The organism is Microbacterium oxydans, assembly GCF_900095745.1.
Classification (GTDB): Bacteria; Actinomycetota; Actinomycetes; order Actinomycetales; family Microbacteriaceae; genus Microbacterium; species Microbacterium oxydans_B.
Genome location: NZ_FMIR01000015.1, coordinates 108,155 through 131,726, shown reverse-complemented (window position 1 = coordinate 131,726; position 23,572 = coordinate 108,155). Strand labels below are relative to the sequence as shown.

Below are 23,572 nucleotides of genomic sequence, written 5' to 3'. Positions count from 1 at the left end.
CGTCCGGTCGCTGCTGTCGACCCGAGGAGCACACGTCGTGATCCGAAATCCATCCGCCGCGACGGGCCGCCTGCGCCGGTCCGTCCGCACCGTCGGCGCAGCAGCGCTGGTCGCCTTCGTCGCCGTCGGAGCCCTCCTGGCCGGAGCCGCCCCTGCCACTGCCGCGGACGACGGCGAGAAGTACGTCATCGGCACCGACACGACGTTCGCGCCGTTCGAGTTCACGAACGCGGACGGTGACCTCGTCGGCATCGACATGGATCTGCTCCGTGCGATCGCGAAAGACCAGGGCTTCGAGGTCGAGATCCGCCAGCTCGGATTCGACGCCGCCGTCCAAGCGCTGCAATCCAACCAGGTCGACGCCGTCATGGCCGGCATGTCGATCACCGAGGCGCGCGAGAAGACGTTCGACTTCAGCGAGCCCTACTTCACCAGCGGCATCCAGCTCGGCGTACTCGAGGCGAGCGACATCCAGTCCCTCGACGACCTCGACGGCAAGGCCGTTGCCGTCAAGACCGGCACGCAGGGGCAGACTTTCGCCGACGAGAACAAGGACGAGTACGGCTTCAAGGTCACCCCCTACCAGGACACGACCGACATGGTGGATGCCGTGAAGGCCGGCCAGGCGGTCGGCTATTTCGAGGACTTCCCGGTGCTGGCCTACGGTATCCAGCAGGGTTCCGGCTTCCGTCTGATCGGCCAACCTGAGCTGGGTGGCGAGTACGGCTTCGCGGTCAACAAGGGGCAGAACCCCGAGCTGATCGAGATGTTCAACGAGGGTCTCGCGAATCTCAAGGCCTCGGGCGAATACGACAAGATCGTCGACACCTACCTCTCCGGCGGTGAGGAATCCGCCCAGCCGACCGACATCATCTCCGTCGCGGTGCAGTACTGGCCGGCGCTCATGGAGGGTCTGTGGCTCACGATCCTCGCGACGATCGTCGCGATCGTGGCCGCCTTCATCCTGGGCCTCATCTTCGGCTTCGGCCGGGTCTCGAAGATCGCACCGTTCCGCTGGATCGCCACCGCCTACGTCTACATCTTCCGCGGCACCCCGATCCTCATCCAGGCGTTCTTCGTGTTCTTCGCGATCCCGCAGCTGATCCCCGACCTCACGTTCAACCCGTTCGTCGCCGGTGCGATCACGCTCTCGCTCAACACGGGCGCGTACATGACGGAGATCATCCGTGGCGGCATCCAGGCGGTCGATCCCGGTCAGAACGAGGCTTCGCGTTCGTTGGGCCTCAGCCACTGGAAGACGATGCAGAAGGTCGTGCTCCCGCAGGCGTTCCGCATCATGATCCCGTCGTTCGTGAACCAGGGCATCATCACCCTCAAGGACACGTCGCTGATCAGCGTCATCGGCCTCGCGGAGCTGACGTTCGTGTCCCGCCAGATCATCGCCTCGACGTACCTGTCGGCGCAGGTGCTGACGATCGTCGCCATCATCTACTTCATCGTGATCACGCTGTTGACGCTGCTCGCGAACCGCCTGGAGAGGACGTTCAACGCATGAGCAAGATCGTGGTGCAGGACCTGCACAAGTCGTTCGGCGACAACGAGGTGCTCAAGGGCATCAACCTGGCGGTGGAGGACGGCGAGGTCGTCGCCGTCATCGGTCCTTCGGGCTCCGGGAAGTCCACCCTGCTGCGCTGCCTCAACAAGCTCGAGGAGCCGACGTCGGGGCATGTCATCATCGACGGCGTCGACCTGACCGACAAGAGCGTGAAGCTCGACGAGGTGCGTCAGCGCATCGGCATGGTGTTCCAGCACTTCAACCTGTTCCCGCACATGACGGTGCTCGAGAACATCACCCTCGCGCCGGTCGAGTGCGGCAAGATGACGAAGGCTCAGGCGCGCGAGCGGGCGCTGGCTCTCCTCGAGCGCGTCGGCCTGTCGGAGAAGGCGGATGCGAAGCCGGCATCCCTCTCCGGTGGTCAGAAGCAGCGTGTGGCGATCGCCCGTGCGCTCGCGATGGACCCCGAGATCATGCTGTTCGACGAGGCGACGAGCGCCCTCGACCCCGAGATGGTGGGCGAGGTGCTGCAGGTCATCCGCGACCTGGCCGAAGGCGGCATGACGATGGTGCTGGTGACGCACGAGATGGGCTTCGCCCGCGAGGTCTCCGGCCGCACGGTCTTCATGGACGGCGGCGTGGTGGTCGAGGAGGCCCCGCCCGCCGAGCTGTTCGGCGCCCCCAAGAACGAGCGTCTGAAGGACTTCCTCTCGAAGGTGCTCTGACCCCGGCGCTCGCGCGCTCGCGCCGCTCGCCCGCGCCCGCTCGCTGACGCCGAGTGCACGGGTTCGCGCCGAGTGCACGGCTTGTACACGTGAACAAGCCGTGCAGTCGGCAGCATCCCGTGCACTCGACGTGGCGGAACGCGCGGCTACTCGCGAACGGGGGCAGGTGCGGGGGCAGGGTGCCGGCGGATGGTCGCGCTGACCAGAGCCGCGACCGCGCAGAGACCCGCTGCCGCGAACCACGCGAACGTGTACTGGCCCGTGTGGTCGCGGACGACCCCGGCGAGCACGGACGCGATACCCGCGCCGATCTGGTGCGCCGCGAACACCCAGCCGAACACGAGCGGTCCCTTGTCGCCGAAGACCTCGCGGCATAGCGCGATCGTCGGCGGCACCGTGGCGACCCAGTCGAGGCCGTAGATGACGATGAACACGATGATGCTCGGCTGCACTTCGGCCGAGAGCAGGCTCGGGAGGAACAGCAGGCTCACCCCGCGCAGTGCGTAGTACGCCGCGAGCAGGATGCGGGGGTTCACACGGTCGGTCAGCCACCCGGAGAACACGGTGCCGACGATGTCGAAGATGCCGACGACCGCGAGCAGGCCGGCGGCCGTCGTGGTCGCCATCCCGTGGTCGTGCGCACTGGGGATGAAGTGCGTGCCGATGAGTCCGTTGGTCGTCGCCCCGCAGATCGCGAACCCGATCGCCAGCGCCCAGAACGTCTTCGTGCGCGCGGCCTCTCGCAGCGTGGTCAGCGCGAGCTTCGCGGCTCCCCAGGCCGTTCCGCGGAGAACCGGTGTCGCCGCCACGGTGGGCGCGGCTTCGCCGTAGCGGGGGACGCCGAGGTCGCTCGGGCGGTTGCGCAGGAAGATCCAGACGAGGGGCATGACCGCGAGAGCGCCGCCCGCGATGATGAGCGAGGCCCCGCGCCATCCGATGTCTTCCGCGGCGACCGCGATGACGGGCAGGAAGATGAGCTGTCCGGTCGCGCTGCCGGCCGTGAGCACGCCCGAGACCAGGCCGCGGCGGGTCGCGAACCACGTGTCGGTGATCGTGGCGGCGAACACCAGCGCCATCGATCCGGTGCCGAGGCCGATCAGCACACCCCAGGTCAGGATGAGCTGGCCGGGAGTGGCGACGAACACACTCAGTGCCGCTCCCGCGCCGATCACGAAGAGTGCGACGACAGTGACCGCGCGGATGCCGAAGCGCTGCATGAGCGCGGCGGCGAACGGGGCGATGAGGCCGTAGAGCAGGAGGTTGATCGAGACCGCGAGCGAGAGTTCGGCGGTGCTCCAGCCGAACTCCTCTTCGAGCGGCACCATGAGCACGCCGGGGGCGGCGCGGAAACCCGCGGCACCGATGAGGGCGATGAGGGCGACGAGCGCCACCGTCCACGCGGGGTGGAAGCGGCGCTGCCGGGACTCGAGGGGCTCGGCGGTCGGCTCGTCGACCGATTCGGAGGTCATGCCGCGTGCCCGGCGAGAAGCGCGAAGGGCTCCCCGCCCATGCTGCGTCGTGCCCAGCGGGTGCTGTCGGCGTCGAGCGGCGCCGCGCAGGTCGCACACCAGTCGACCGACTCCGAGACGTCGCCGCACCGGCCGCAGCTGACCGTCAGACCCCAGGCGCCATCGGGGTCGGTGATGCGGGCGAACCGCGCGTAGGCGTGCAGGATCGGGAGCGTCTCGCGACCGGCATCCGTCAGTCGGTAGCCGCTGCGAGCGTCGTCGGGGTCTTCGCGCACGACGAGGTCGGCCTCGCCCATCGAGGTCAGTCGCCGGGAGAGCACCGAGTCGGCCGCGCCGGTGGCATCGCGCAGCTGGTCGAAGCGGGTGCGACCCGAGAAGAGCTCGCGCAGGATGAGGAGCACCCACGGGTCGGCGAGCACGTCGGCGGAGCGGGCGATCGGGCAGGTCGAGGACGACCAGTCGGAGCGAAGCGGCATCCGCCTACTTTCTTGAAGAAAGCTCGCCGCGTCAACCAGGGGCCCGCACGTTGGCAGGATTCGCGCTGGGACTCGGCCGAAATCGCGCGCTCGCCGCGCTGGCCGCGCTGGCCGCGCTGGCCGGTGCCGAGTGCACGGGATGCTGCCGAGTGCACGGGGTGTTTGCGTCGCGAAGCCGTGCACTCGTCGCGAAGCCGTGCACTCGGCGAGGTCGCAGGGTCGCGAAGCCGTGCACTCGCGCGCAGAGGCGGGAGGCGGGCGCGCGGAAGCTAGTCCGCGACGCGCGCGGCGATGTCGGTGCGGTAGTGCGAGCCGTCGAGGCGGATGCGGGCGATCGCGTCATACGCACGGTCGCGCGCGGTGCGGAAGTCGGAGGCCACGGCCACCACGTTCAGCACACGGCCGCCCGTGGCGATGAGCGATCCGCCGGGAGCATCCGGGCTCGCGGTCGCGGCGTGCACGAGGCGGACGCCCTCGACAGCCGCGGCATCCGCGAGGCCCTCGATCGGGCGTCCGGTCTGCGGCGACTCGGGGTAGCCCTCGCTGGCCAACACGACCGTGATCGCGACGTCGTCGCTGAACTCGGGCTCCGGCTGGTCTTCGAGGGTGCCGGATGCCGCGGCGAACAGCAGCTGCGACAGCGGGGTGACCAGGCGGGGCAGCACGATCTGCGTCTCGGGGTCGCCGAAGCGCGCGTTGAACTCGATCACGCGCACACCCGCCGGGGTCAGGATCAGCCCCGCGTAGAGGAGCCCGATGAATGGCGTGCCCTCGGCGTCGAGCTGCCGCACCACGGGGAGAGCCACGTCGCGCGTGACCTCTTCGACGAAGGCCTGCTCGCTGCCGAACTGCTCGGCGAGCCACGGCAGTGGCGAATATGCGCCCATGCCGCCGGTGTTGGGTCCGGCGTCGCCGTCGAGCGCGCGCTTGAAGTCCTGCGCGGGGCTGAGCGCCCGCACGGTGTCGCCGTCGCTCAGGAAGAACAGGGAGACCTCGGGGCCGGAGAGGAACTCCTCGATGAGCACCGGGCCCGCGGGGAGGTACTGCTGGGCGTGGGCGAGAGCCTCGGCGCGGTCGGACGTGACGATGACGCCCTTGCCGGCCGCGAGGCCATCGGCCTTGACCACGTACGGGGCGCCGAGATCGTCGAACGCGGCCTCGACCTCGGTGGTGCTGGCGGCACGGACAGCGCGTCCGGTCGGCACGCCGGCGGCATCCATCACCCGCTTGGCGAACGACTTCGAGCCCTCGAGCTGGGCGGCGGCCTTGCCCGGTCCGAACACCGGGATGCCGCGGACGCGCAGGGCGTCGGCGACTCCGGCGACGAGCGGGGCCTCCGGGCCGACGACGACGAGGTCGATCGCGTGCTCGTGGGCGAATGCGGTGACCGCTCCGCCGTCGAGAGGATCGACCGAGACGGGGGTCGCGTCCTGCGCGATGCCGGCGTTGCCGGGAGCGACGAAGATCTCGTGCTCCGTCTGCTCGGCCCGCAGGGCGAGGATGATCGCGTGCTCACGGGCACCGGAACCGAGGACGAGAATCTTCACCCGTCCAGACTACCGAGGGGGAACCGACGACGCAGACCGCCTCAGACCTCGACGGTCCGCTCCACCGTGGCGTCCCAGGGCACCGTCCAGCCGGTGGCGTCGAAGAGGGCGTCGAGCACCATCGCGGTGAAACCCCACACGATCGTCCCGTCGACGTCGAACGCCGGTCCGCGGAAGGTGCGGCCCATCCGCGTGAGCGTCGAGGTGAACCGGGTCGCGGGGTCGAGCAGCTGCGCGACGGGCACTCGGAACACCTCGACCGTCTCGGCGTGGTCGACGGCCACGACCCTCGACGGCGACTGCCACCAGGCGAGCACCGGTGTGACGAGGTGGTTGCTCGCGGCGAGAGGGATCACGGGCAGCGTGGCCAGGATCTCGACGCCGGCCGGATCGAGCCCGGTTTCCTCCTCGGCCTCGCGCAGCGCGGTGGCGACCAGATCGGCGTCATCGGGCTCCACTCGGCCGCCGGGGAAGGAGACCTGTCCGGGATGGGACGAGAGGGTGGGCGCTCGCCGCTGCAGCAGCACGTCGAGGTCGCGGGCGACAGCGGCATCGGCCGTCGGGGCGGGGACGCGGTCCAGCACCCCGAACAGGATGAGCACCGCGGCGTCGTGCGCGTTGTGCGGGTCGGCGAGCGGCGGGATCCGTACGCCCCACGAGTGGTCGGCGACAGCGGCGAGCAGCTCGGCGCGGGCGCCCTGCGGATGCATGCTCATGCGTCCGAGCTTAGGACGCGTCGGGCGTTCGTGGCCCGCGTTTCCCGGCCCGCCGAGCGCGGCGAGCGACGCCGCCGAAAGGTGTGGGTCACGCCATCGACAACGGCAGCGACAACGACGAAGCGGGGGCGGGGTCGCTGCGCAGTCGCGCGTGCAGTTCGACGTCGAACCGCTCGGCGCCGTACCGGAGCTTCTCGCGTTCGACCCCCTCCGCCCGGAAGCCGGATGCCGTCGCCACGCGGCACGAGGCGGGGTTGTTCACGCGGTGGCCGAGTTCGAGTCGATGAAGCCCGTGCCGGAACGCCCAGTCGGACACCGCGAGCACAGCGCCGTTCGCATACCCGCGGCCGCGGGCGGCGGGTGCGAGCCAGTACGAGATCCAGGCCGTCTCGTGGCGGAGCTCGATCGCGGTCGCTGCCACGTTGCCGATGGCGACGCCGTCTTCCACGATCGCCCAGTTCCTCGCCCGCTCCTCGAACAGCAGCGATTCGTCGATGTAGGCGCGCGCCGCCGCGGGCGAGGTGAGCTCGGCGGATCCGAACTGGGTGGCGAGGTCGGGTGCCGTCTGCCACGCCCGTTGCAGAGCTTCCGCGTCGGCGGGCGTCCAGGGGCGAAGGGCGATGCTCATGCCTCCATGATCCCCGTTTCGTGGGGACCGCGTCTCCGATGCGGACGCGCGCCGAAGGTAGGCTCGCGGGATGAGGCGATGGCGGGGATTCGCGCTGGGCGCGGTGCTGATGGCGGTGCTCACCGGGTGTTCCGCGACGCCTGAGGTCGACCCCGACGCCGTGCAGGATTGGATGGCGACGCAGGACTCCCGTGAGGTCGCCGGGTCTCTCGCGACGCTCGCCGGATTGGCGTCGCCGCTCTCGGATGTCGTCGGCGAAGGCGGGGTCACGGCCGCGTTCGATGAGCCGACGGCGATCGTCTCGGTGCTGTTCGCGTGCTTCGGCCCCGAGACGATGAGTGCCGACATCGCCCTGAGCGGATCGGATGCCGGCGGCTCCGTGACGTCGCAGACGATCCGCACCGACGATCTGGTCTGCGACGGCGAGCCGCAGCGGATCGATATGGGCTTGGATGCCGCGACCGAGGTCACGGCCAACGGGCTGGGTCGGGACGCGGTCGGGGCCTGGTCGGTCCTCGTCGTGGGGGAGAGCTGAGCGATGGCCAGGAAGATCGACATCATCGACGGACGTTCGGCACTGGATGCCGTTCGCGATGCGGATGCCGCCGGCACGAAGCCGCAGCGGACCGACCTCGCCACCGCCGTGCGCTACCTGCTGCAGCTGCTCGACGAGAAGGCGCCGGGCAACAGCGTCGAGGTCCGAGTGCCTCCGTTCGGCGCGGTGCAGGTGATCCAGGGCCCTCGCCACACGCGCGGCACACCGCCGAACGTCGTCGAGATGGATGCCGCGACCTGGATCGCGGTGGCCACGGGCGCGGAGGCGTGGGCGGATGCCGCGGCCGGCGGCCGCATCCACGCGTCCGGCACGCGCGCGGATCTCAGCGACGTGCTCCCGGTTCGTCCGTAGCGCGACCTCAGCGCAGAGGCGACCATCCCCGCCCCGGAGGGGTAGGGTCATGCCCGGTCGTGGAGGGTGATCCGGTAGCCGTCGGGGTCGGAGAAGGTGAAGGTGCGACCGAAGGGGCCGTCGATCGGGTCGGCCACGATGGTGTGGCCGTCGGCGACGAGTCGATCGTGGATCGCCTGGACGTCGGTGGCGTGCAGCCAGATCGCGGCACCGATTCCCGGTTGCGCGACGTCGGTCAGGTCGGTGCCGGGCGCGATGTCCCGGAGCGCGAACGCGATCGGCGTCGTCTGGAACACGACGGCGTGCGGGGGGGGCCGCCGGCGAGCGGACGAGTCCGAGGTAGCTCTCATAGAACGCCTGCGAGGCGGCGAGGTCGCGCGCCTGGAGGGAGAGGAAATCGGGGCCGGTGACGGGCATGAGGAGAGTCCTTCGTTTTATGTCAGTTTTCTGACATGAGTAAGCGTATGTCAGACTACTGACATGAGTCAAGATCGCGCCGGCATCGAGCTCGACACGTCGCTGGGCTACCTGCTGAAGGAGGCGTCCAGCGCTCTCCGCACCTCGATGGAGGAGGTGCTGCGCCCGCTCGGCATGACCATCACGCACTACTCCTGCCTCGAGCTGCTCTCCCAGCGCCCCGGCCTCTCGAACTCCGAGCTCGCGCGCGGCGCGTTCGTCACCCGCCAGTCGATGAACGTGCTGCTCCAGGCCCTCGAGCGGGACGGCTTCGTGACCAGGCCCGCCGAGCCGCCGGTCGGGAAGGCCCTCCCCGCCCGCCTCACCGACCGTGGCCGGCAGAGTCTCGCGAAGGCGACGGCCGCCGTCCGTTCGGTCGAGGTCCGGATGCTGTCGGGCATGACCGAGGCCGAGCAGGCGGGCGCGCGGAAGATCCTGCGGGGCATGATCCGCTCCCTGCGCGACGAGGAGTAGTCCGGCGCGCGTGGCCGGGACGCGACTCAGCGCTGAGCGACCACCAGCGGAACCCCGGTCGCGGGATGAGGGAACACGTCGACCGCCTGGCCGTAGACCTGCTCGATCCGCGCGGCCGTCAGCACCTCGGCCGCCGTGCCCGTCGCCGCGACCCGGCCGTCGGAGAGCAGCGTGACACGGTCGGCGTGGGCGAGTGCGGCATTGAGGTCGTGCAGCACGATCGCCACGGCGATGCCGGCATCCGCCCGCCCACGGATCAGCCGCATGACGTCTTCATGATGCTTGAGGTCGAGTGCGGCGGTCGGCTCGTCGAGCAGCAGGATGCCGGTGCTCTGGGCGATCACGCGGGCGAGCGCGACGCGGGCGCGCTCGCCGCCGGAGAGCGAGGGCACCGCGCGGGCCTTGAGCGCCGTCACCTCGGTCTGCGCCATGGCCGCAGCCACCAGCTCGTCATCATCGTCCGCCGCCGGCGTGCGCGCCCAGGGCGTCCGACCCATGCGCACCACCTGCTCGGCGCTGAAGGGGAAGGTGACCGAGTTCTCCTGCAGCAGCACGGCGCGCTCCCGGGCGAGGAGGCGCGGCTTCACCTGCGCGATCGGCTGATCGTCGATCTCGACCGTTCCCGCCTGCGCGGTCACATCGCCGGCGAGCACCCCGAACAGGGTGGACTTGCCCGCCCCGTTCGGACCGACCAGGGCGTGGATCTCGCCGCCGTGGATCTCGATGGAGGCGTCGTCGAGGATCGTCCGCCCCTCACCGACGCGCACCGTGAGCCCCGCGCCGCGGAGCCGCACGGTCATGCCCAGCCTCCCGAACGGCGGCGCGTGCGCACGAGCAGCCACAGGAAGAACGGGCCGCCCACGAGCGAGGTGATCATGCCGATCGGCAGGTCGGCGAGCGGAACGGCGGTGCGCGCGACGAGGTCGGCGACGGCGATGAGCAGTGCGCCGCCGAGCGCCGAGGCGATCACCAGCGGCAGGTGCGCCGGGCCGATCAGCATGCGCATCAGGTGCGGCACGATGAGTCCGGCGAAGCCGATGATCCCGGCGAAAGCGACCGCCGCGCACACCAGCAGCGCGACCGTCACGATGACCACGATCCGCAGCAGCTCGACATTGACGCCGAGGTGTCGCGCGGTGCGCTCGCCGAGGGCGAAGAGGTCGAGGCTGGGGGCCACGATCAGGGCGACCACGACGCCGATCAGGACGAGCGGCGCGACCAGCTGGATGTTCGACCACAGGGCGCCGTTCAGCGACCCGAGCTGCCAGAACACGATCTGCTCGCGCGTCGACGTCGTGCCGAGGAACGTGAGGAAGGCCAAGCCCGCGCCGGCGATGGCGTTGATCGCGATGCCCGTGAGCAGCAGCGTCACGACCTCGGTGCGGCCGCCGGATCGGCTGATGAAGTACACCGAGAACACGGCGATCAGGCCGCCGGCGAACGCGAATGCGGGCGTGGTCCACATCCCGAAGGTCGCGAGTCCGAACGTGATGCTCGCTGCCGCTCCGAGCGCCGCACCCGACGAGACGCCGACGACGCCGGCATCCGCGAGTGGGTTGCCGAAGATCGCCTGCATGAGCACGCCCGAGACGGCGAGGGCCGCGCCGACGAGGAGGCCGAGCACGATGCGCGGCATCCGCAGGTTGAAGATCACGCCGTAGTCGGTGGACGCCGCGGGCGCCCAGGCGGTGTCGATCCCGACGCCGCGCAGCAGCACACCGACCAGCGCGGTGGGGGACAGGTCGTACTGCCCGCTCGTGATCGAGACGACGCAGGTGATCGCGAGTGCGACGACCAGGCCCACCGTCACCAGGGCGAACCGGAGTCTCCGGTGCCTGGTCGGCGTCGGAGTGACGACCTCGCCGGTCACTTCGCGGGCTCGGGGGCGTACAGGGCGCGGGCCAGGGCGCCGATCACATCGGCGGTGCGCGGGCCGAAGCTGAGGATCTCGCTGTCGGCCATGTCGATCACCCGACGGTGCGCTCCGGCTGGTGTCTCGGCGACGGCCGGGATCCGCTCGATCAAGCCGTCGATGCCCCCGACCGACTCGAGTCCATCGGTCATCATCACCAGCACATCGGGCTGCGCGGCGACGAGGGCCTCGGCGGTCATCGGCTTCATGCCCTCCCAGCCGATCTCGGCCGCGACGTCGACCCCGCCGACCGCGTCGATGAGGGAGTCGGCGCCGGAGTCCTCGCCGAAGATGTAGTAGACGTTGGCGCTACCGCGCACGTAGAGGAAGAGCATGCGTGCGCGATCGGACTCGTCGGCGGGCACGACCTCGGCGATCTCGGCGAGTGTCTCGTCGACCGAGGCGTCGAGCCGCGCGATGAGCGCCTCGCCCCGGCTGGGCACCCCGAGGGCTGTGGCGATCTCGGTGACCAGCTCGTCGGTGGTGTCGAGTCGCCGATCGCTGGAGATCACCACGACCGCGATGCCGGCGTCGCGCAGCTGCTGACGGACCTCTTTCGGACCGATCGTGGTGTCGGTGAGGACGACGGTCGGCGCGAGCTCGAGGATCGCCTCGGCGTTGAGCGTGTGTCCGGTCTTGGTGACGACCGGGAGGTCTTCCGTTCCGGCGAAGACGGTGGATGCGTCGCGGCCGACGACCTGATCGCCGAGTCCGAGGGCGAACACGGTCGACGCGATCGTGCCCGAGATGTCGATCGGGAGGATGCGGTCGACGTCGGTGATCTCGATCTCGCGGCCCTCGCTGTCGGTCACCGTGACCGGGAGCTTCGGCGCGGTGTCGTCGTCGACGGCCTCGATCGCGCGGCTGGAGAGGCACGCGGTGGAAGGGCCCTCATGCCCGCGCACGTCGTCGATCAGATCGAGCGAGGCGAGGGGAGCGGACGCCTGCGGGCAGGTGTCTTCTGCGGCCGTGGGTGGTGCGGCGTTCGCTCCCGGCTCGGCGCACGCAGTGAGACCTGTGGCGAGAGCGGCGACGAGGAAGACGGCAAAGACGCGACGCATTAGGCAAGGCTATCCTAAAACTTGACGCGCGCTGATTCGCACCTCTACGCTCAGGAATGGCGGCTTGCTTAGCCAAGCCTAACCAACATCCGACCCTTCGCCCGACTGCATTGCGGCACCGGCGGCGCGCGTGCTCTTCTGCGTGCCCGGAGCCGTGGAGAAACGTGAACGCCACAGCCACAGCATCCTCAGGGAGCACCCGCATACGCGTGCTGCTCGCTGCTTTCGTGTCCTTCCTCCTCGTCGCCGCCGGTGCGGTGATCGTTCCGCCCGCGCATGCCGCCGGTGCCACGGTCACGGCGACGGTCGCCTCCGCGGCCACGTCCGGCGTGAGCGTGCAAGTGCAGGCGAGCGGCCTGCCCGAGGTCGAAGGCGCCTACGCGGCCCTCATCGTCAAGGGCACGGAATCCGGCCTCAGCGGCGGTGGCGGATACGCGGCGTTCGTGATGCCGACCGTCGCCGGAGGGGCGAGCACGTTCACGCTCGACGCTCCTGCCGGCTCGCTCGATCGGACGAAGTCCTACGAGGTGCTCGTGTGGCAGAAGCACTCGAACCCGAACGAGACGACGATCTACGGACGCGGCGACGTCGCGATCTCCGCGGGGCAGTGGGACGCCGTGTTCGGTCCCGTGCCCACCGACCCCGGCACCGACCCGGGGACGGACCCCGGAACCGACCCGGGCACTGACCCGGGCACCGATCCTGGAACCGATCCCGGAACCGACCCCGGAACGGACCCGGGCACCGACCCCGGGACGGACCCGGGCACGGACCCCGGTACCGACCCGGGTGAGACGCCGTTCTCCCCGGCGATCGACGTGTTCCTGGCTGACGGCACGACCCCGGCGACCGGCACTGCTCTCAAGGCCGGCGACAAGATCGTCGTGAAGGGCTCGGGTTACGACCCGGCGGCCAACGTCGGCGGGCGCGGTGTTCCGATCCCGAAGGACCTGCCGCAGGGCACCTACGTGGTGTTCGGCAACTTCGCCTCGACGTGGCAGCCGTCCACCGGTGCCGCGTCGTCGACCCGCTCGGTCGGAGCACAGGTCTGGGCGCTCTCCGAGGGTGTCCTGAACCAGGTTCCTTCGCAGTATCAGGGTGCGATCCGCTCACAGTGGGTCGACATCGCGGATGACGGCACGTTCCAGGCAACCCTGACGCTGAAGGATGCGGCAGCGACCCCGGGCTCCTACGGCGTCTACACCTACGGCGCCGGCGGAGTATCCAACGCCGACCAGGAGCAGAGCGTCGCCCTGACCTACTCCGAGACCGCTCTCGCCTCCGCGTCTGTGAAGACCGCGACCGCGAAGGACGGGCTGACCGTCACCGCATCCGGCTCGAAGCTGGGCGCGATCACCGGGGCGTACGCCGCGGTGATCGAGACGGGCACCGAGGCGAACGTGACCGGCAGCGGCGGGTTCCTCGCGATGCAGTACGTGCGCTCGATCACCGGTGGCGCGTTAACCGTCGACCTGACGGCGGCCGCCGACACGCTGGACCGCACGACGTCCTACGAGGTCATCGTCTGGAAGCAGCACTCGAACCCCGACGCGAGCACGATTTACGCCCGCGCAACAATCGCCATCACCGACGCGCAGTGGGAGAGCCTGCAGCCCGCGCCGCTCACTCCGGCGATCGAGGTGTTCCTGGCCGACGGCACGACGCCGGCCGGCGCCTCTGCCCTCAAGGCCGGCGACAAGGTCGTCGTGAAGGGGTCCGGTTACGACCCGGCGGCCAACGTCGGCGGGCGCGGTGTTCCGATCCCGAAGGATCTGCCGCAGGGCACGTACGTGGTGTTCGGCAACTTCGCCTCGACGTGGCAGCCGTCCACCGGCGCCGCGTCGTCGACCCGCTCGGTCGGAGCGCAGGTCTGGGCGCTCTCCGAGGGTGTCCTGAATCAGGTTCCCGCGCAGTACCAGGGGGCGATCCGTTCGCAGTGGGTGGACATCGCCGCCGACGGGACCTTCGAGGCGACCCTGACTCTGAAGGACGCGGCAGCGACCCCGGGTGCGTACGGCATCTACACGTACGCAGCGGGTGGCGTGGTCAACGCCGACCAGGAGCAGAGCGTCGCCCTCAACTACGGCGACACTGCGGGCCTCACCGCCACGGTGAAGGCGGCGACGGCGAAGGACGGTCTGACCGTCACGGCGGAGGCATCGAAGCTGGGCGCGATCACCGGGGCGTACGCCGCGGTGATCGAGAAGGGCACCGAGGCGGATGTCACGGCCGGCGGTGGCTTCCTCGCGATGCAGTACGTGCAGAAGATCACCGGCGGCGCGTTCAGCGTCGACCTGACGGCGGCCGCCGACACCCTCGACCGCACGAAGTCCTACGAGGTCATCGTCTGGAAGCAGCACACGATGCCGGATGCCGGCACCATCTACGCCCGTGCGACCGTGCCGGTCAGCGATGAGCAGTGGAACGCGATCTTCCCGGAGGGCCCCGCCCTCGGCGCGACCGTCAAGACGGCAACGGCGAAGGACGGTCTGACCGTGACGGCCGCGGCCTCGAAGCTCGGTGACATCTCCGGCGCGTACGCCGCTCTGATCGAGAAGGGCACCGAGGCGGATGTGACGGCTGGCGGTGGCTTCCTCGCGATGCAGTACGTGACGAAGATCACGTTCGGCTCGTTCGCGGTCGATCTCACGACGGCGGCGAAGAACCTCGATCGCACGAAGTCGTACGAGGTGATCGTGTGGAAGCAGCACACGATGCCGACCGCCGACACGATCTACGTGCGAGGTGACGTGACGATCACGGACGCCCAGTGGCGCACGCTGTTCGGCGAGAAGCCCACCGACCCGAAGCCGCCGACGACGCCGACGACTCCGCCGGCGAGCGTTCCTGGCGGATCGCTCCGCTGGGCGATCTCGTCGAAGTTCGCGAGCTACATCACGGGCGGCATCGCGCAGGGCGCGATCTCGGTCTCCGACGGCGCGACGCGCTCGGGTAGCCAGTTCCAGTTCGGGCAGACCGTCGGGGGAGACTTCGACGTGAAGACCGGGCTCGGCAGCGTCGTCTACCGCGGATCGGTGCGCTTCACGGGACACCACGGGGTGCTCGACGTGACCGTGTCGAACCCGCAGATCCGCATCACCTCGGCGGGAGCGGCGACGCTCTTCGTGACGAGTGGCGGTGCCCAGGTGCCGTTCGCGACGCTCGACCTCTCGCGGGCCGCGCGCGTCTCGGCAAACGGTGCCGTCACGTACACCGCCGCTCCGGCGTCGCTGACGGCGGCCGGTCGTGACCGGGTGCTGTCGGGCTACTCGACCGACCTGAACCCGGTCACGTTCACGATCGGCTCGGTCGCGGCAGCGCCTGCCGGGAACACGGGCACCGTGGCTGCGGCCGCCGTGAAGGCGAAGACGACCCTGCCCGCGGCACCGCCGGCATCGGACGGCATCGACGTCGACGCGGAGAACCTCGCTGCGCTCGAGTCCGGGCAGTCGGCCACCATCACCGCATCCGGTTTCCAGCCGAACGAAGAGGGCATCAAGGTGGTCGTGTATTCGACCCCCGTGCTTCTCGACACGGTGACCGCGGATGCCGCGGGCCTCGCGACCTGGTCGGGCACGCTGCCCGCCAGCCTCGAAGACGGTGCGCACACGCTCACCCTGCAGGGCTCGGTCGACCGCGGTCTGGCGTTCACGCTCACCCGCGCGAAGACCGTGATCGGTGCGTGCACGGTCGACGGGGCCTCGCTGCAGTGGGGCTACAAGGAGTCGTTCCGCACGTACATCGAGGGCATCGCGAAGGGTGGCTGGACGCTGACCGACGTCGAGTACCGTTACCCGGACTACGTGTGGGAGAACGGCGCCGGATCCTTCGATGACGAGACCCTCACCGGAGTCATCACCTATGGCGGCAGCATCACGTTCACGGGCCACGACGGTGCGCTGAACACGACGCTCGCGAACGCGCGGCTCGAACTCGCCGGAGACAAGGGCTACCTCGTCTTCGACGTGAGCGGCACCACGCAGGGTGGCGAGAGCGTCGACCAGAAGGCCGTCCGCCTCGCAGAGTTCGCTCTCGGTGATGCTGCGGTCGTCGACGGCAAGCTCTCGCTCGACGCCCTCCCGGCCACTCTGACCGAGGCGGGGGCTGCCGCGTTCGGCACCTACGCCGCCGGCGAGGCGCTCGACCCGGTGACGGCGGTCATCCCAGTCGACGCCGAGTGCGGCGTCGCGGTGGAGGAAGAGGCCGAGGTCGACTCCGAAGCCACCACCGCCGTCACCGCGGTGACCGAGCCGGCAGACGAAGACGGCGCCCCGGTATGGCCGTGGATCGTCGGCGGCCTGGTGGTCGTGGCGCTCGCCGCGACCGGCGGTGTGCTGATCGCCCGGCGCAACCGCAAGGACGAGACGGCCGAGACGACGACCGAGGTCTGAGTCGAGGCAGAAGACGGAACGGCCCTCCCCGCGGCGGACGCGGGGAGGGCCGTTCTCTGCCGTCCGCCGACCCGGTTCCCGCCATCCGCCGACGGTGGGACAATGGAGTTATGGCCCCCACCGACTCCCACCAGACCGTCGAAGCGACCGTGCGCCGTGTGCCGCGGTACGGCGTGCTCATGGGCATCGGCGTCGTGCTCGGCATCATCGCCGCCGGCATCCTCACCTGGACCGGCAGCTTCGACGAGTCGCAGGCCCTCGATGTCGTCTACCCGCCTGGTCAGGTCTTCGGGTTCCTGCTGCTGTGGACCGCGCCGATCGGCCTCGCCCTGGGCGGAATCGCAGGCCTCGTCATGGAGCGCATCGCCCGCCGTCACGACCGCGTCGTGCAGGTCGACCGCGAGACCGTCGTCGAGGACTGACCCCTACGCCAGCTCGGCGATCACCGGGCGGATGGCGGTGTCGAACGCCACGACGTCGCGGCGCAGACCGTCGGTCACGGCGACCGAGAGGTCTCCGATCCACCAGATGCCGCGCTGCGACAGCGGCAGAACCTGCACGTTCAGCTCGAACGAGTGCGCGCGACGGCCGACCTCGCGCTCGAACTCCGCGATCGCACTCGCATAGGCGCGGTAGGCATCGCCCCCGGTGTGGCTCTTCATCGAGCTCACGTACCGGTCATGTGCGGCGTGCGCGTACAGGAGTGCGGATGTCGCCTGCGGGGCGATCGCGGTGGTGAGCTCCTCCGCGCCGGTGGCGGGCAGGGCCACGAGGGTGTCGAAGCCGTCGATGAGCTCGAGCGGCACGTCCGACGGATGCGCGCGCGGCTCGACCGTCATGTCCCAGTAGCTCCGCCACTGCTCCTCGACGGCGGGGGAGGCATCGGCGGCGTCCGGCGCGCGCACGGCGAGATCGCGAAGGGCGGGAAGATCCTCCGGCGCCCGGATCCCGAGCTGCTGGCGCAGCGCGAGCGCGACGAGCACCGGAACGCTCGCGTCTTCGCGGATGAGCCACTGCGGCTTGTCGGCCATGGCCCCATCGTAGGCGGGGAGGGGGTCCGGATCCGAGGTCGTCTCTCGCGGAGAGTCGGACCGCCTGCGGGCGGTAGGCTGGGGGCGTGGCTGCCTCCCCCACCAATCCCTATTCCGAAGCCGGCGTCGACACCGCTGCAGGTGATCTTGCCGTCGAGCTGATGAAGTCTTCCGTGCGCGCGACGCACGGCCCCGAAGTGCTCGGCGGTGTCGGCGGGTTCGCCGGCCTGTTCGATGCCAGCGCGCTGCGCGACTTCCGTCGCCCGCTGCTCGCGACCAGCACCGACGGCGTCGGCACGAAGGTCGCGATCGCGCAGGCGATCGACAAGCACGACACGATCGGCCAGGATCTGGTCGGCATGGTGGTCGACGACATCGTCGTGGTGGGCGCGAAGCCGCTCTTCATGACCGACTACATCGCGTGCGGCAAGGTCGTCCCCGAGCGCATCGCTGACATCGTCCGCGGCATCGCTCAGGCGTGCTCGGCCACCGGCACCGCGCTGGTCGGCGGCGAGACCGCGGAGCACCCGGGCCTGCTCGGCCCGCGTGACTACGACGTCGCCGGCGCGGCCACCGGTGTGGTCGAGGCGGATGCCATCCTCGGTGCGGATCGCGTGCAAGACGGCGACGCGGTGATCGCGGTCGCCTCCAGCGGACTACACTCCAACGGCTACTCGCTCGTGCGCCACATCGTCACCCGTGCCGGCATCGGCTACGGCGACAACGCCGCCGACTTCGGCACCACCTGGGGTGAGGCTCTGCTCGAGCCGACCCGCCTCTACACGCTTCCGCTGCTGCGACTCATCGAGCAGCTCGGCGCTTCTGCCGGGACCGGAGGCGTCCACGCCCTCAGCCACGTCACCGGCGGCGGCATCGCGGCGAACCTCGCGCGCGTGCTCCCGCAGGGCAGCTGGGCCGAGGTCGACCGCAACAGCTGGTCGCCGAGCCCCGTCTTCCGGGTGCTCAGCGACATCGCCGGCTCCACGCTGGAGTCCGCGGAGGGCACCTGGAACCTCGGCATCGGCTTCCTCGCCGTGGTCGCCGCAGACAAGAAGGATGCCGCGATCGCGGCGCTGAACGCCGAGGGCATGCCCTCGTGGCAGGTCGGGACCGTCGGCTTCGGCCCGCGTCCGACCGGCGAATTCGAGCAGGGCGCCAAGGGCGTCGACGGTGGAGCAGTGCGCCTGGTCGGCGCCTACGCGGACGGAGCGAAGTAAGAGCCCATGTGCGGCATTGTCGGAATGGTGGGCTCTGCCCCGGTCAATCAGGACATCTACGACGCACTCCTGCTGCTGCAGCACCGCGGCCAGGATGCGACGGGTATCGCCACCGCCGAGGCGAACGGCGTGATGCACAACGCCAAGGCGCAGGGCATGGTCCGCGAGGCGTTCCGCACCCGCGACATGCGTGCGCTGCTCGGCAACGTCGGCCTCGGTCACGTGCGGTACGCGACCAAGGGCACGGCCTCGAACGAAGAGGAGATGCAGCCGTTCTACGTGAACGCGCCGTACGGCATCATCCTCATCCACAACGGCAACCTCACCAACACGCGTGAGCTCACGGCCGACATGGCGAAGCGCGACCGCCGTCACCTCAACTCGTCGAGTGACACCGAGCTGCTGCTCAACGTGCTCGCCGGCGAGCTGCAGAACACGACGTCGACCGTCGACCTCGACCCCGAGCGGGTGTTCGAGGCCGTGGCCCGCACGCACGAGCGCATCGAAGGCGCCTATGCCGTGATCGCCGTGATCGCCGGCTACGGTCTGCTCGCCTTCCGCGACCCGTTCGGCATCCGTCCGCTGATCCTGGGTCGTCGTCCGTCGACCGTCCCCGGCGCGGAGGGCAAGGACGAGTGGGTCGTCGCCAGCGAGTCGCTCGTGCTCGAGAACGGCGACTACGACGTCGTCCGCGAGGTCGAGCCCGGCGAGGCCGTCTTCATCACCACCGACGGCGAGCTGTTCTCCAAGCAGTGCGCCACGGCCGCGACGCTCGCGCCCTGCGCCTTCGAGTACGTCTACCTCGCCCGTCCCGACTCGGTCATGAACGGCATCTCGGTGTACGAGTCGCGTCTGCGCATGGGCGACCGCCTCGCCGACACGATCGCGAAGCACGTGCCGATGGACAAGATCGACGTGGTCATGCCGATCCCCGACTCCTCGCGCCCGGCCGCGATGGAGGTCGCGCGCAAGCTCGGCATCGAGTACCGCGAGGGCTTCTACAAGAACCGCTACGTCGGCCGCACCTTCATCATGCCGGGGCAGGCGGTGCGCAAGAAGAGCGTGCGCCAGAAGCTCAACGCCATGTCGACCGAGTTCCAGGGCAAGAATGTGCTGCTGATCGACGACTCGATCGTGCGCGGGACGACCTCCAAGGAGATCATCCAGATGGCGCGGGATGCCGGTGCCGCCTCGGTCACCTTCGCATCCGCGGCTCCGCCGGTGCGGTATCCGCACGTCTACGGCATCAACATGCCGTCGCGCCACGAACTCATCGCCCACGGGCGCACGATCCCCGAGATCGCCGAAGTGCTCGGCTGCGATCACCTCGTCTACCAGGAGGTCGACGACCTCAAGGCAGCGATCATCGAGGGCTCGGTCCTCACCGATCTCGACATGAGCTGCTTCGACGGCCGCTACGTGACGGGCACGGTCTCGGACGAATACCTCGCCTGGGTGGAGGGGTCACAGACCTCATGACGATGCCGAGCGCACGACCGCTGTGGCACGGTCGGGCTCTCGCACTCGCGGGGATCGTCCTGGTGGCTTTCTCGCTGCGGTCGGCAGTGGCCTCCCTGTCGCCGGTGATCGATCATGTCGCCGCGGACTTCCCGGTCTCGCCGCTGGTCGTCGGTCTGATCGGCGCCGCGCCCCCGGTGTGCTTCGCGCTCTTCGGGCTGCTGACCCCGCTGCTCGAGCGGCGATTCGGCCTGGAGCGGATGGCGGTCGCCGCGATCACGCTGATGGCGCTGGGCATGCTGCTGCGAGGATTCGCGGTGGATTCGACGAGCCTGCTCGCCGCGACCGTGGTCGTGTTCGCGGGCGTGGGCTCGGGCAACGTGCTGCTGCCGCCGCTGGTGAAGAAGTACTTCCCGGATCGTCTCGGGATCGTCATGACGATCTACTCGACCACGTTGGCCGTGTCGACGTTCCTGCCCCCGCTAGCGGCCGTTCCGGTCGCCGACACCCTCGGCTGGCGGGTGTCGCTCGGGATGTGGGGCATCGTCGCGGGGATCGCGCTCGTGCCGTGGGTGGCGCTGCTGCTCAAGAACGGGTCGCGTCGGGACGAGCCGGTGAAGGCCGAGCTCCTCGTCCCCGATCCCACCGACGGGGTCGACGACTTCCGGGATGCGGTCGCGACCGTGACGGGCCCGATCTCCAGCGCGCCGACGAACCGGCGGCACTTCGCTCGCCTCTGGCGACTGCCGCTGGCCTGGGCTCTCGCCGTCGTCTTCGGTACCTCGTCGACAATGGCCTACGTGTCGTTCGCGTGGATGCCGACGATGCTCGTCGACATCGGCGGGGTGACTCCGGCGACGGCCGGACTCCTGCTCTCCCTGTTCGCACTGATCGGCCTGCCCTGCTCGCTGCTGGTGCCGATTCTCGTGGTCCGCTTCCAGGCCACGCGCCCGCTCTTCTTCGTCGCCGTCATCGGCGGTCTGGTGGGGCTCACCGGGCTCCTGCTGGTCCCGACGGTCGCGCTGCCGCTGTGGGTGAGCATCTTCGGCCTCACTGCCATCATGTTCCCGCTGAGCCTCGTGCTGCTGAGCATCCGGGCCCGCACCTCGGAGAGTGCCGTCGCGCTGAGCGGGTTCGTGCAGAGCATCGGCTACGCGATCGCCGCGACCTTCCCGTTGCTGGTCGGGCTGCTCCACGAGACGACCGCCGGTTGGCAGATCCCGCTGCTCGTCATCGCCGGTGTGCTCATCGTCTCGATTCCCGCGGGCATCGTCGCCGGGCGTCGCCGTACGGTCGAGGACGAGTGGGAGCGCCGGCACGGACGCTGGTGAGCCGCGGGCAGCGCGCCTCGACGTGCTCGGCGTCTGCGCCCGGACTACAGCATCCGGACACGACGAAACACCCGCACGTGGTGCGGGTGTTTCGGAGTAGAGAGGGCGGTTAGGCCTTCTCTAGCTCGTCCTCGTCTTCGTCTTCATACTCATCGGCCCACTTGTCGACATAGGCGTCTTCGTCGGTCGGGTGAGCCAGCTCGCGCTCGAGCGCGGAGTAGTTCACCGACGGACTGTACGCCTTGAGTTCGCGGGCGATCTTGGTGTGTTTCGCCTTCTGACGGCCACGGCCCATGCGCGAGACCCCCTCACGAGTTAAGCTGCGGGCGGTGAGGCCCGAGGCATTCACGACACCGGCGAGAAGCCGGTAAGAGTAGCATTCAGAATAGCACGCGGGGAAGACGCTCTGGCCGAGGCCAGACTGGTGAAGGGAACGATCTTCATGACCGACAACACCTCCACTCCATCCGATGAGGCCGCACAGAACGTGGCGCTGCAGAAAGCCGTCATCGTCGGCATGCAGTTGGACCAGGATCCCCATGTGATCCACGAAGCGGTTCGGTATGCGCGGCTGCTCGGTGTGCCGCTCGTCGTGGCGCACGTGGACGTCACGCGATTCGTCACCTATGAGGATCCGGACGGCTACGTGCACTCGGCACCGATCGACATCAACTTCGACGCGGGCGCCGCGGAGTTCGAAGCGGTCGAGGCTGCTGCCGCGAAGCTGCTGGCGGGGACGGACGTCACATGGACGGCGCGTCAGCTCGTCGGCGATCCGGCGCTGGCGATCAAGCAGCTCGCCAACAAGCTCGATGCGCAGCTCATCGTCGTCGGCACGCGCAAGCGCGGCATCGGGGAGTCGATCCGCGAGTTCTTCACAGGCTCGGTCGCGGCGCGGCTCGCGCACCGGCAGCACCGCTCCATCCTGGTTGTCCCGCTCGGCGAGTCGGTGCCCGACGAGCAGAAGGAGATCTGGCCGGAGTCCTAAAAAAGCTCTGCGCAGCGATAAGAGGGCGGAGCGAGTCGGATGGGTCCGATGCGGCGATCGTCGTGAACGAGGTGCGGAGTGTGTCGACGATGAGCTTCATGTCGTCCGGCCGCGCAACGTCGTCAGCCGAAGGCGGAACGGTCGATGCATCGTCGGGCGTCGGCGTGAACGCGGGCTGCGTCGGCGTGCTCGGCTTGGTGCGCCCGGATGATTTTCGCCCGGCTTCGGTATTCGCGCGGCGGCGTGCCTTGGCGACCTCGACGCTCTCGCGGAGGTGTCGGCGGTATGCCGCGTCGGTGCCACACGAGAGCCTTGGGGCGTCCCACCCGGCACCTCCCAGCGACTTACTCCGGCGCGGAAGCGCCCAAATGTCGGAACCATGCGGCTGCGGCTTCGAGAGGCCCCACGACACGCTGATCCTGGAATCGGGACTCGTATGCCGACTGCGCCCATTGCCCCTTCTCGAGCTCCTGAGGTCGCAGGGCCATCTCGTCGACACGCTTCCAAAGCAGTTCTCGGGAGATGAACACCACGTAGTCCGTGCCCGTCCCGGCGAATGGCCTCTCGTCACCTTCGTGCACGTCAACGACTAGCTGGTGGGTGTGTCTGTTGCGAGCCCAGATGGCCCCGACGACGCAACTCCCGTCTGGGTCGCCATTGCGCTCGCATCTATAGCGGTCCCGATCTGATCTCGTGAGCTCGCGTTCGATCAGATCATTCAGAGACACAAGCCACCAGCAGCACTCAGCAATCGCAGCCGCTACATGGTGGGGAAGGCGGTCATCAGACACCGTCCGTAGGGTGGCGAGCTTCTGTTCGATCGCCCATGCCGCGGTTCTGGCGTTTCGGCTACCGAGGGCTTCTTGGGCTGTGATTCGCCACATGCGGGTGACCCTATCGGATCCCCCGGGTCGTGTCCCTGATCCGAATTCCCCATGCGCCGTTTTCACCTGCGGAGAGAACCGCCAGGACCGCGCGGGAGGCTAGCAGCCCCGGGTCGACTCTGAATTTATTACGATCCAGGAGTCGGGCCCGGATGGGCCGTGAACGGCGCGGGGTCGCGTCTGCGGGCTTTGAAGTCGCCGCGAGAAGTCGGAACCCGAGTGAAGTGAGCAGAGTGATCGTTCGAGCGCACGACCGAGCTTGCGGAGCACGCGGCGAAGGGCCACCTGCGGACTGTCACCAGGGCTGGTCATGCGGAAGACAGGTCAGCTTGAGTGACCACACCGATGATGGCGACCTCGGTCGGCTCACCATCCCCGATTGCGG

The 23,572-nt window shown here is 69.4% G+C and carries 21 protein-coding genes and 1 pseudogene; 11 read left to right on the top strand and 11 right to left on the bottom strand.

The genetic code is table 11. The annotated features are described in order from the left end of the window. Nucleotides 1-37: 37 nt before the first annotated feature. Both BQ2383_RS08710 and BQ2383_RS08705 read left to right on the top strand, forming a co-directional pair. Complete coding sequence (locus BQ2383_RS08710; protein ID WP_091032601.1) at nucleotides 38-1,516, top strand: amino acid ABC transporter substrate-binding protein/permease; 1,479 nt, start codon at nucleotides 38-40, stop codon at nucleotides 1,514-1,516. Beyond that, nucleotides 1,513-2,241 carry an amino acid ABC transporter ATP-binding protein gene (locus tag BQ2383_RS08705; protein ID WP_091032599.1) on the top strand — a complete coding sequence of 243 codons (729 nt, stop codon included), beginning with the start codon at nucleotides 1,513-1,515 and terminating at the stop codon, nucleotides 2,239-2,241. The genes BQ2383_RS08710 and BQ2383_RS08705 overlap by 4 nt, the downstream gene beginning before the upstream one ends. A 146-nt stretch (nucleotides 2,242-2,387) precedes the next feature. On the opposite strand, the gene BQ2383_RS08700 is transcribed toward BQ2383_RS08705, so the two are convergent. The 5 genes from BQ2383_RS08700 to BQ2383_RS08680 form a co-directional block, all read right to left on the bottom strand. Beyond that, nucleotides 2,388-3,710: an MFS transporter gene (locus BQ2383_RS08700; protein WP_091032596.1), complete on the bottom strand. Its 1,323-nt coding sequence runs from the start codon at nucleotides 3,708-3,710 to the stop codon at nucleotides 2,388-2,390. Next, nucleotides 3,707-4,186, bottom strand: coding sequence for a winged helix-turn-helix transcriptional regulator (locus tag BQ2383_RS08695; RefSeq protein WP_091032593.1), 480 nt, complete (start codon nucleotides 4,184-4,186; stop codon nucleotides 3,707-3,709). Before BQ2383_RS08695 ends, BQ2383_RS08700 begins: the two co-directional genes overlap by 4 nt. Before the next feature lie 269 nt (nucleotides 4,187-4,455). Further along, nucleotides 4,456-5,733 (bottom strand): phosphoribosylamine--glycine ligase, encoded by a 1,278-nt coding sequence (gene purD, locus BQ2383_RS08690; RefSeq protein WP_091032590.1) that lies wholly within the window; start codon nucleotides 5,731-5,733, stop codon nucleotides 4,456-4,458. A gap of 41 nt (nucleotides 5,734-5,774) precedes the next feature. After that, entirely contained in the window at nucleotides 5,775-6,449 is a 675-nt protein-coding gene (locus tag BQ2383_RS08685; RefSeq protein ID WP_091032587.1) for an NUDIX hydrolase, read from the bottom strand. Between the two features lie 88 nt (nucleotides 6,450-6,537). Further along, complete coding sequence (locus BQ2383_RS08680; RefSeq protein WP_091032584.1) at nucleotides 6,538-7,077, bottom strand: GNAT family N-acetyltransferase; 540 nt, start codon at nucleotides 7,075-7,077, stop codon at nucleotides 6,538-6,540. Between the two features lie 70 nt (nucleotides 7,078-7,147). Here BQ2383_RS08680 and BQ2383_RS08675 point away from each other — a divergent pair, with 70 nt between their 5' ends. Together BQ2383_RS08675 and BQ2383_RS08670 are read left to right on the top strand one after the other, a co-directional pair. Next, nucleotides 7,148-7,612, top strand: coding sequence for a hypothetical protein (locus BQ2383_RS08675; protein WP_091032581.1), 465 nt, complete (start codon nucleotides 7,148-7,150; stop codon nucleotides 7,610-7,612). A 3-nt stretch (nucleotides 7,613-7,615) separates the two neighbouring features. Further along, nucleotides 7,616-7,984 carry a sterol carrier family protein gene (locus BQ2383_RS08670; protein WP_091032579.1) on the top strand — a complete coding sequence of 123 codons (369 nt, stop codon included), beginning with the start codon at nucleotides 7,616-7,618 and terminating at the stop codon, nucleotides 7,982-7,984. A gap of 47 nt (nucleotides 7,985-8,031) precedes the next feature. Here the strand turns inward: BQ2383_RS08670 and BQ2383_RS08665 are convergent. Continuing rightward, nucleotides 8,032-8,401 (bottom strand): annotated as a pseudogene (locus BQ2383_RS08665) (VOC family protein). A 63-nt stretch (nucleotides 8,402-8,464) separates the two neighbouring features. Between BQ2383_RS08665 and BQ2383_RS08660 the strand changes: the two are divergent. Then, nucleotides 8,465-8,914 (top strand): MarR family winged helix-turn-helix transcriptional regulator, encoded by a 450-nt coding sequence (locus tag BQ2383_RS08660; RefSeq protein ID WP_029263090.1) that lies wholly within the window; start codon nucleotides 8,465-8,467, stop codon nucleotides 8,912-8,914. A 26-nt stretch (nucleotides 8,915-8,940) separates the two neighbouring features. On the opposite strand, the gene BQ2383_RS08655 is transcribed toward BQ2383_RS08660, so the two are convergent. Genes BQ2383_RS08655 through BQ2383_RS08645 form a run of 3 tightly spaced genes read right to left on the bottom strand, consistent with a single transcriptional unit; the run spans nucleotide 8,941 to nucleotide 11,887 of the window. Then, nucleotides 8,941-9,714 (bottom strand): heme ABC transporter ATP-binding protein, encoded by a 774-nt coding sequence (locus tag BQ2383_RS08655; RefSeq protein ID WP_091032576.1) that lies wholly within the window; start codon nucleotides 9,712-9,714, stop codon nucleotides 8,941-8,943. Further along, on the bottom strand, nucleotides 9,711-10,784 hold the full coding sequence (locus BQ2383_RS08650; RefSeq protein ID WP_091032574.1) for a FecCD family ABC transporter permease: 1,074 nt from the start codon (nucleotides 10,782-10,784) through the stop codon (nucleotides 9,711-9,713). Before BQ2383_RS08650 ends, BQ2383_RS08655 begins: the two co-directional genes overlap by 4 nt. Continuing rightward, a complete protein-coding gene (locus BQ2383_RS08645; protein ID WP_091032571.1) occupies nucleotides 10,781-11,887 on the bottom strand; it encodes a heme/hemin ABC transporter substrate-binding protein in 1,107 nt (368 codons plus the stop codon). Before BQ2383_RS08645 ends, BQ2383_RS08650 begins: the two co-directional genes overlap by 4 nt. A gap of 164 nt (nucleotides 11,888-12,051) precedes the next feature. Between BQ2383_RS08645 and BQ2383_RS08640 the strand changes: the two genes are divergently transcribed. Then, nucleotides 12,052-16,278, top strand: coding sequence for an HtaA domain-containing protein (locus BQ2383_RS08640; protein WP_140403323.1), 4,227 nt, complete (start codon nucleotides 12,052-12,054; stop codon nucleotides 16,276-16,278). Between the two features lie 110 nt (nucleotides 16,279-16,388). After that, complete coding sequence (locus tag BQ2383_RS08635; protein ID WP_091032565.1) at nucleotides 16,389-16,700, top strand: hypothetical protein; 312 nt, start codon at nucleotides 16,389-16,391, stop codon at nucleotides 16,698-16,700. Between the two features lie 3 nt (nucleotides 16,701-16,703). On the opposite strand, the gene BQ2383_RS08630 is transcribed toward BQ2383_RS08635, so the two are convergent. Continuing rightward, nucleotides 16,704-17,309: a zinc-binding alcohol dehydrogenase gene (locus tag BQ2383_RS08630; RefSeq protein WP_091032562.1), complete on the bottom strand. Its 606-nt coding sequence runs from the start codon at nucleotides 17,307-17,309 to the stop codon at nucleotides 16,704-16,706. A gap of 86 nt (nucleotides 17,310-17,395) precedes the next feature. Here BQ2383_RS08630 and purM point away from each other — a divergent pair, with 86 nt between their 5' ends. Genes purM through BQ2383_RS08615 form a run of 3 tightly spaced genes read left to right on the top strand, consistent with a single transcriptional unit; the run spans nucleotide 17,396 to nucleotide 21,315 of the window. Next, entirely contained in the window at nucleotides 17,396-18,526 is a 1,131-nt protein-coding gene (gene purM, locus BQ2383_RS08625) for a phosphoribosylformylglycinamidine cyclo-ligase (RefSeq protein ID WP_091032559.1), read from the top strand. A gap of 6 nt (nucleotides 18,527-18,532) precedes the next feature. Beyond that, the gene (purF, locus tag BQ2383_RS08620) at nucleotides 18,533-20,005 is read left to right on the top strand and encodes an amidophosphoribosyltransferase (protein WP_091032557.1); all 1,473 of its coding nucleotides are present in this window, start codon (nucleotides 18,533-18,535) and stop codon (nucleotides 20,003-20,005) included. Continuing rightward, a complete protein-coding gene (locus BQ2383_RS08615) occupies nucleotides 20,002-21,315 on the top strand; it encodes an MFS transporter (RefSeq protein ID WP_091032552.1) in 1,314 nt (437 codons plus the stop codon). The genes purF and BQ2383_RS08615 overlap by 4 nt, the downstream gene beginning before the upstream one ends. A 109-nt stretch (nucleotides 21,316-21,424) precedes the next feature. Here the strand turns inward: BQ2383_RS08615 and BQ2383_RS08610 are convergent, their stop codons facing one another. Continuing rightward, nucleotides 21,425-21,610: a DUF3073 domain-containing protein gene (locus BQ2383_RS08610; RefSeq protein WP_029263716.1), complete on the bottom strand. Its 186-nt coding sequence runs from the start codon at nucleotides 21,608-21,610 to the stop codon at nucleotides 21,425-21,427. 147 nt (nucleotides 21,611-21,757) lie between these two features. Here BQ2383_RS08610 and BQ2383_RS08605 point away from each other — a divergent pair, with 147 nt between their 5' ends. Beyond that, on the top strand, nucleotides 21,758-22,303 hold the full coding sequence (locus BQ2383_RS08605) for a universal stress protein (protein WP_091033267.1): 546 nt from the start codon (nucleotides 21,758-21,760) through the stop codon (nucleotides 22,301-22,303). The last annotated feature ends 1,269 nt before the right edge of the window (nucleotides 22,304-23,572 follow it).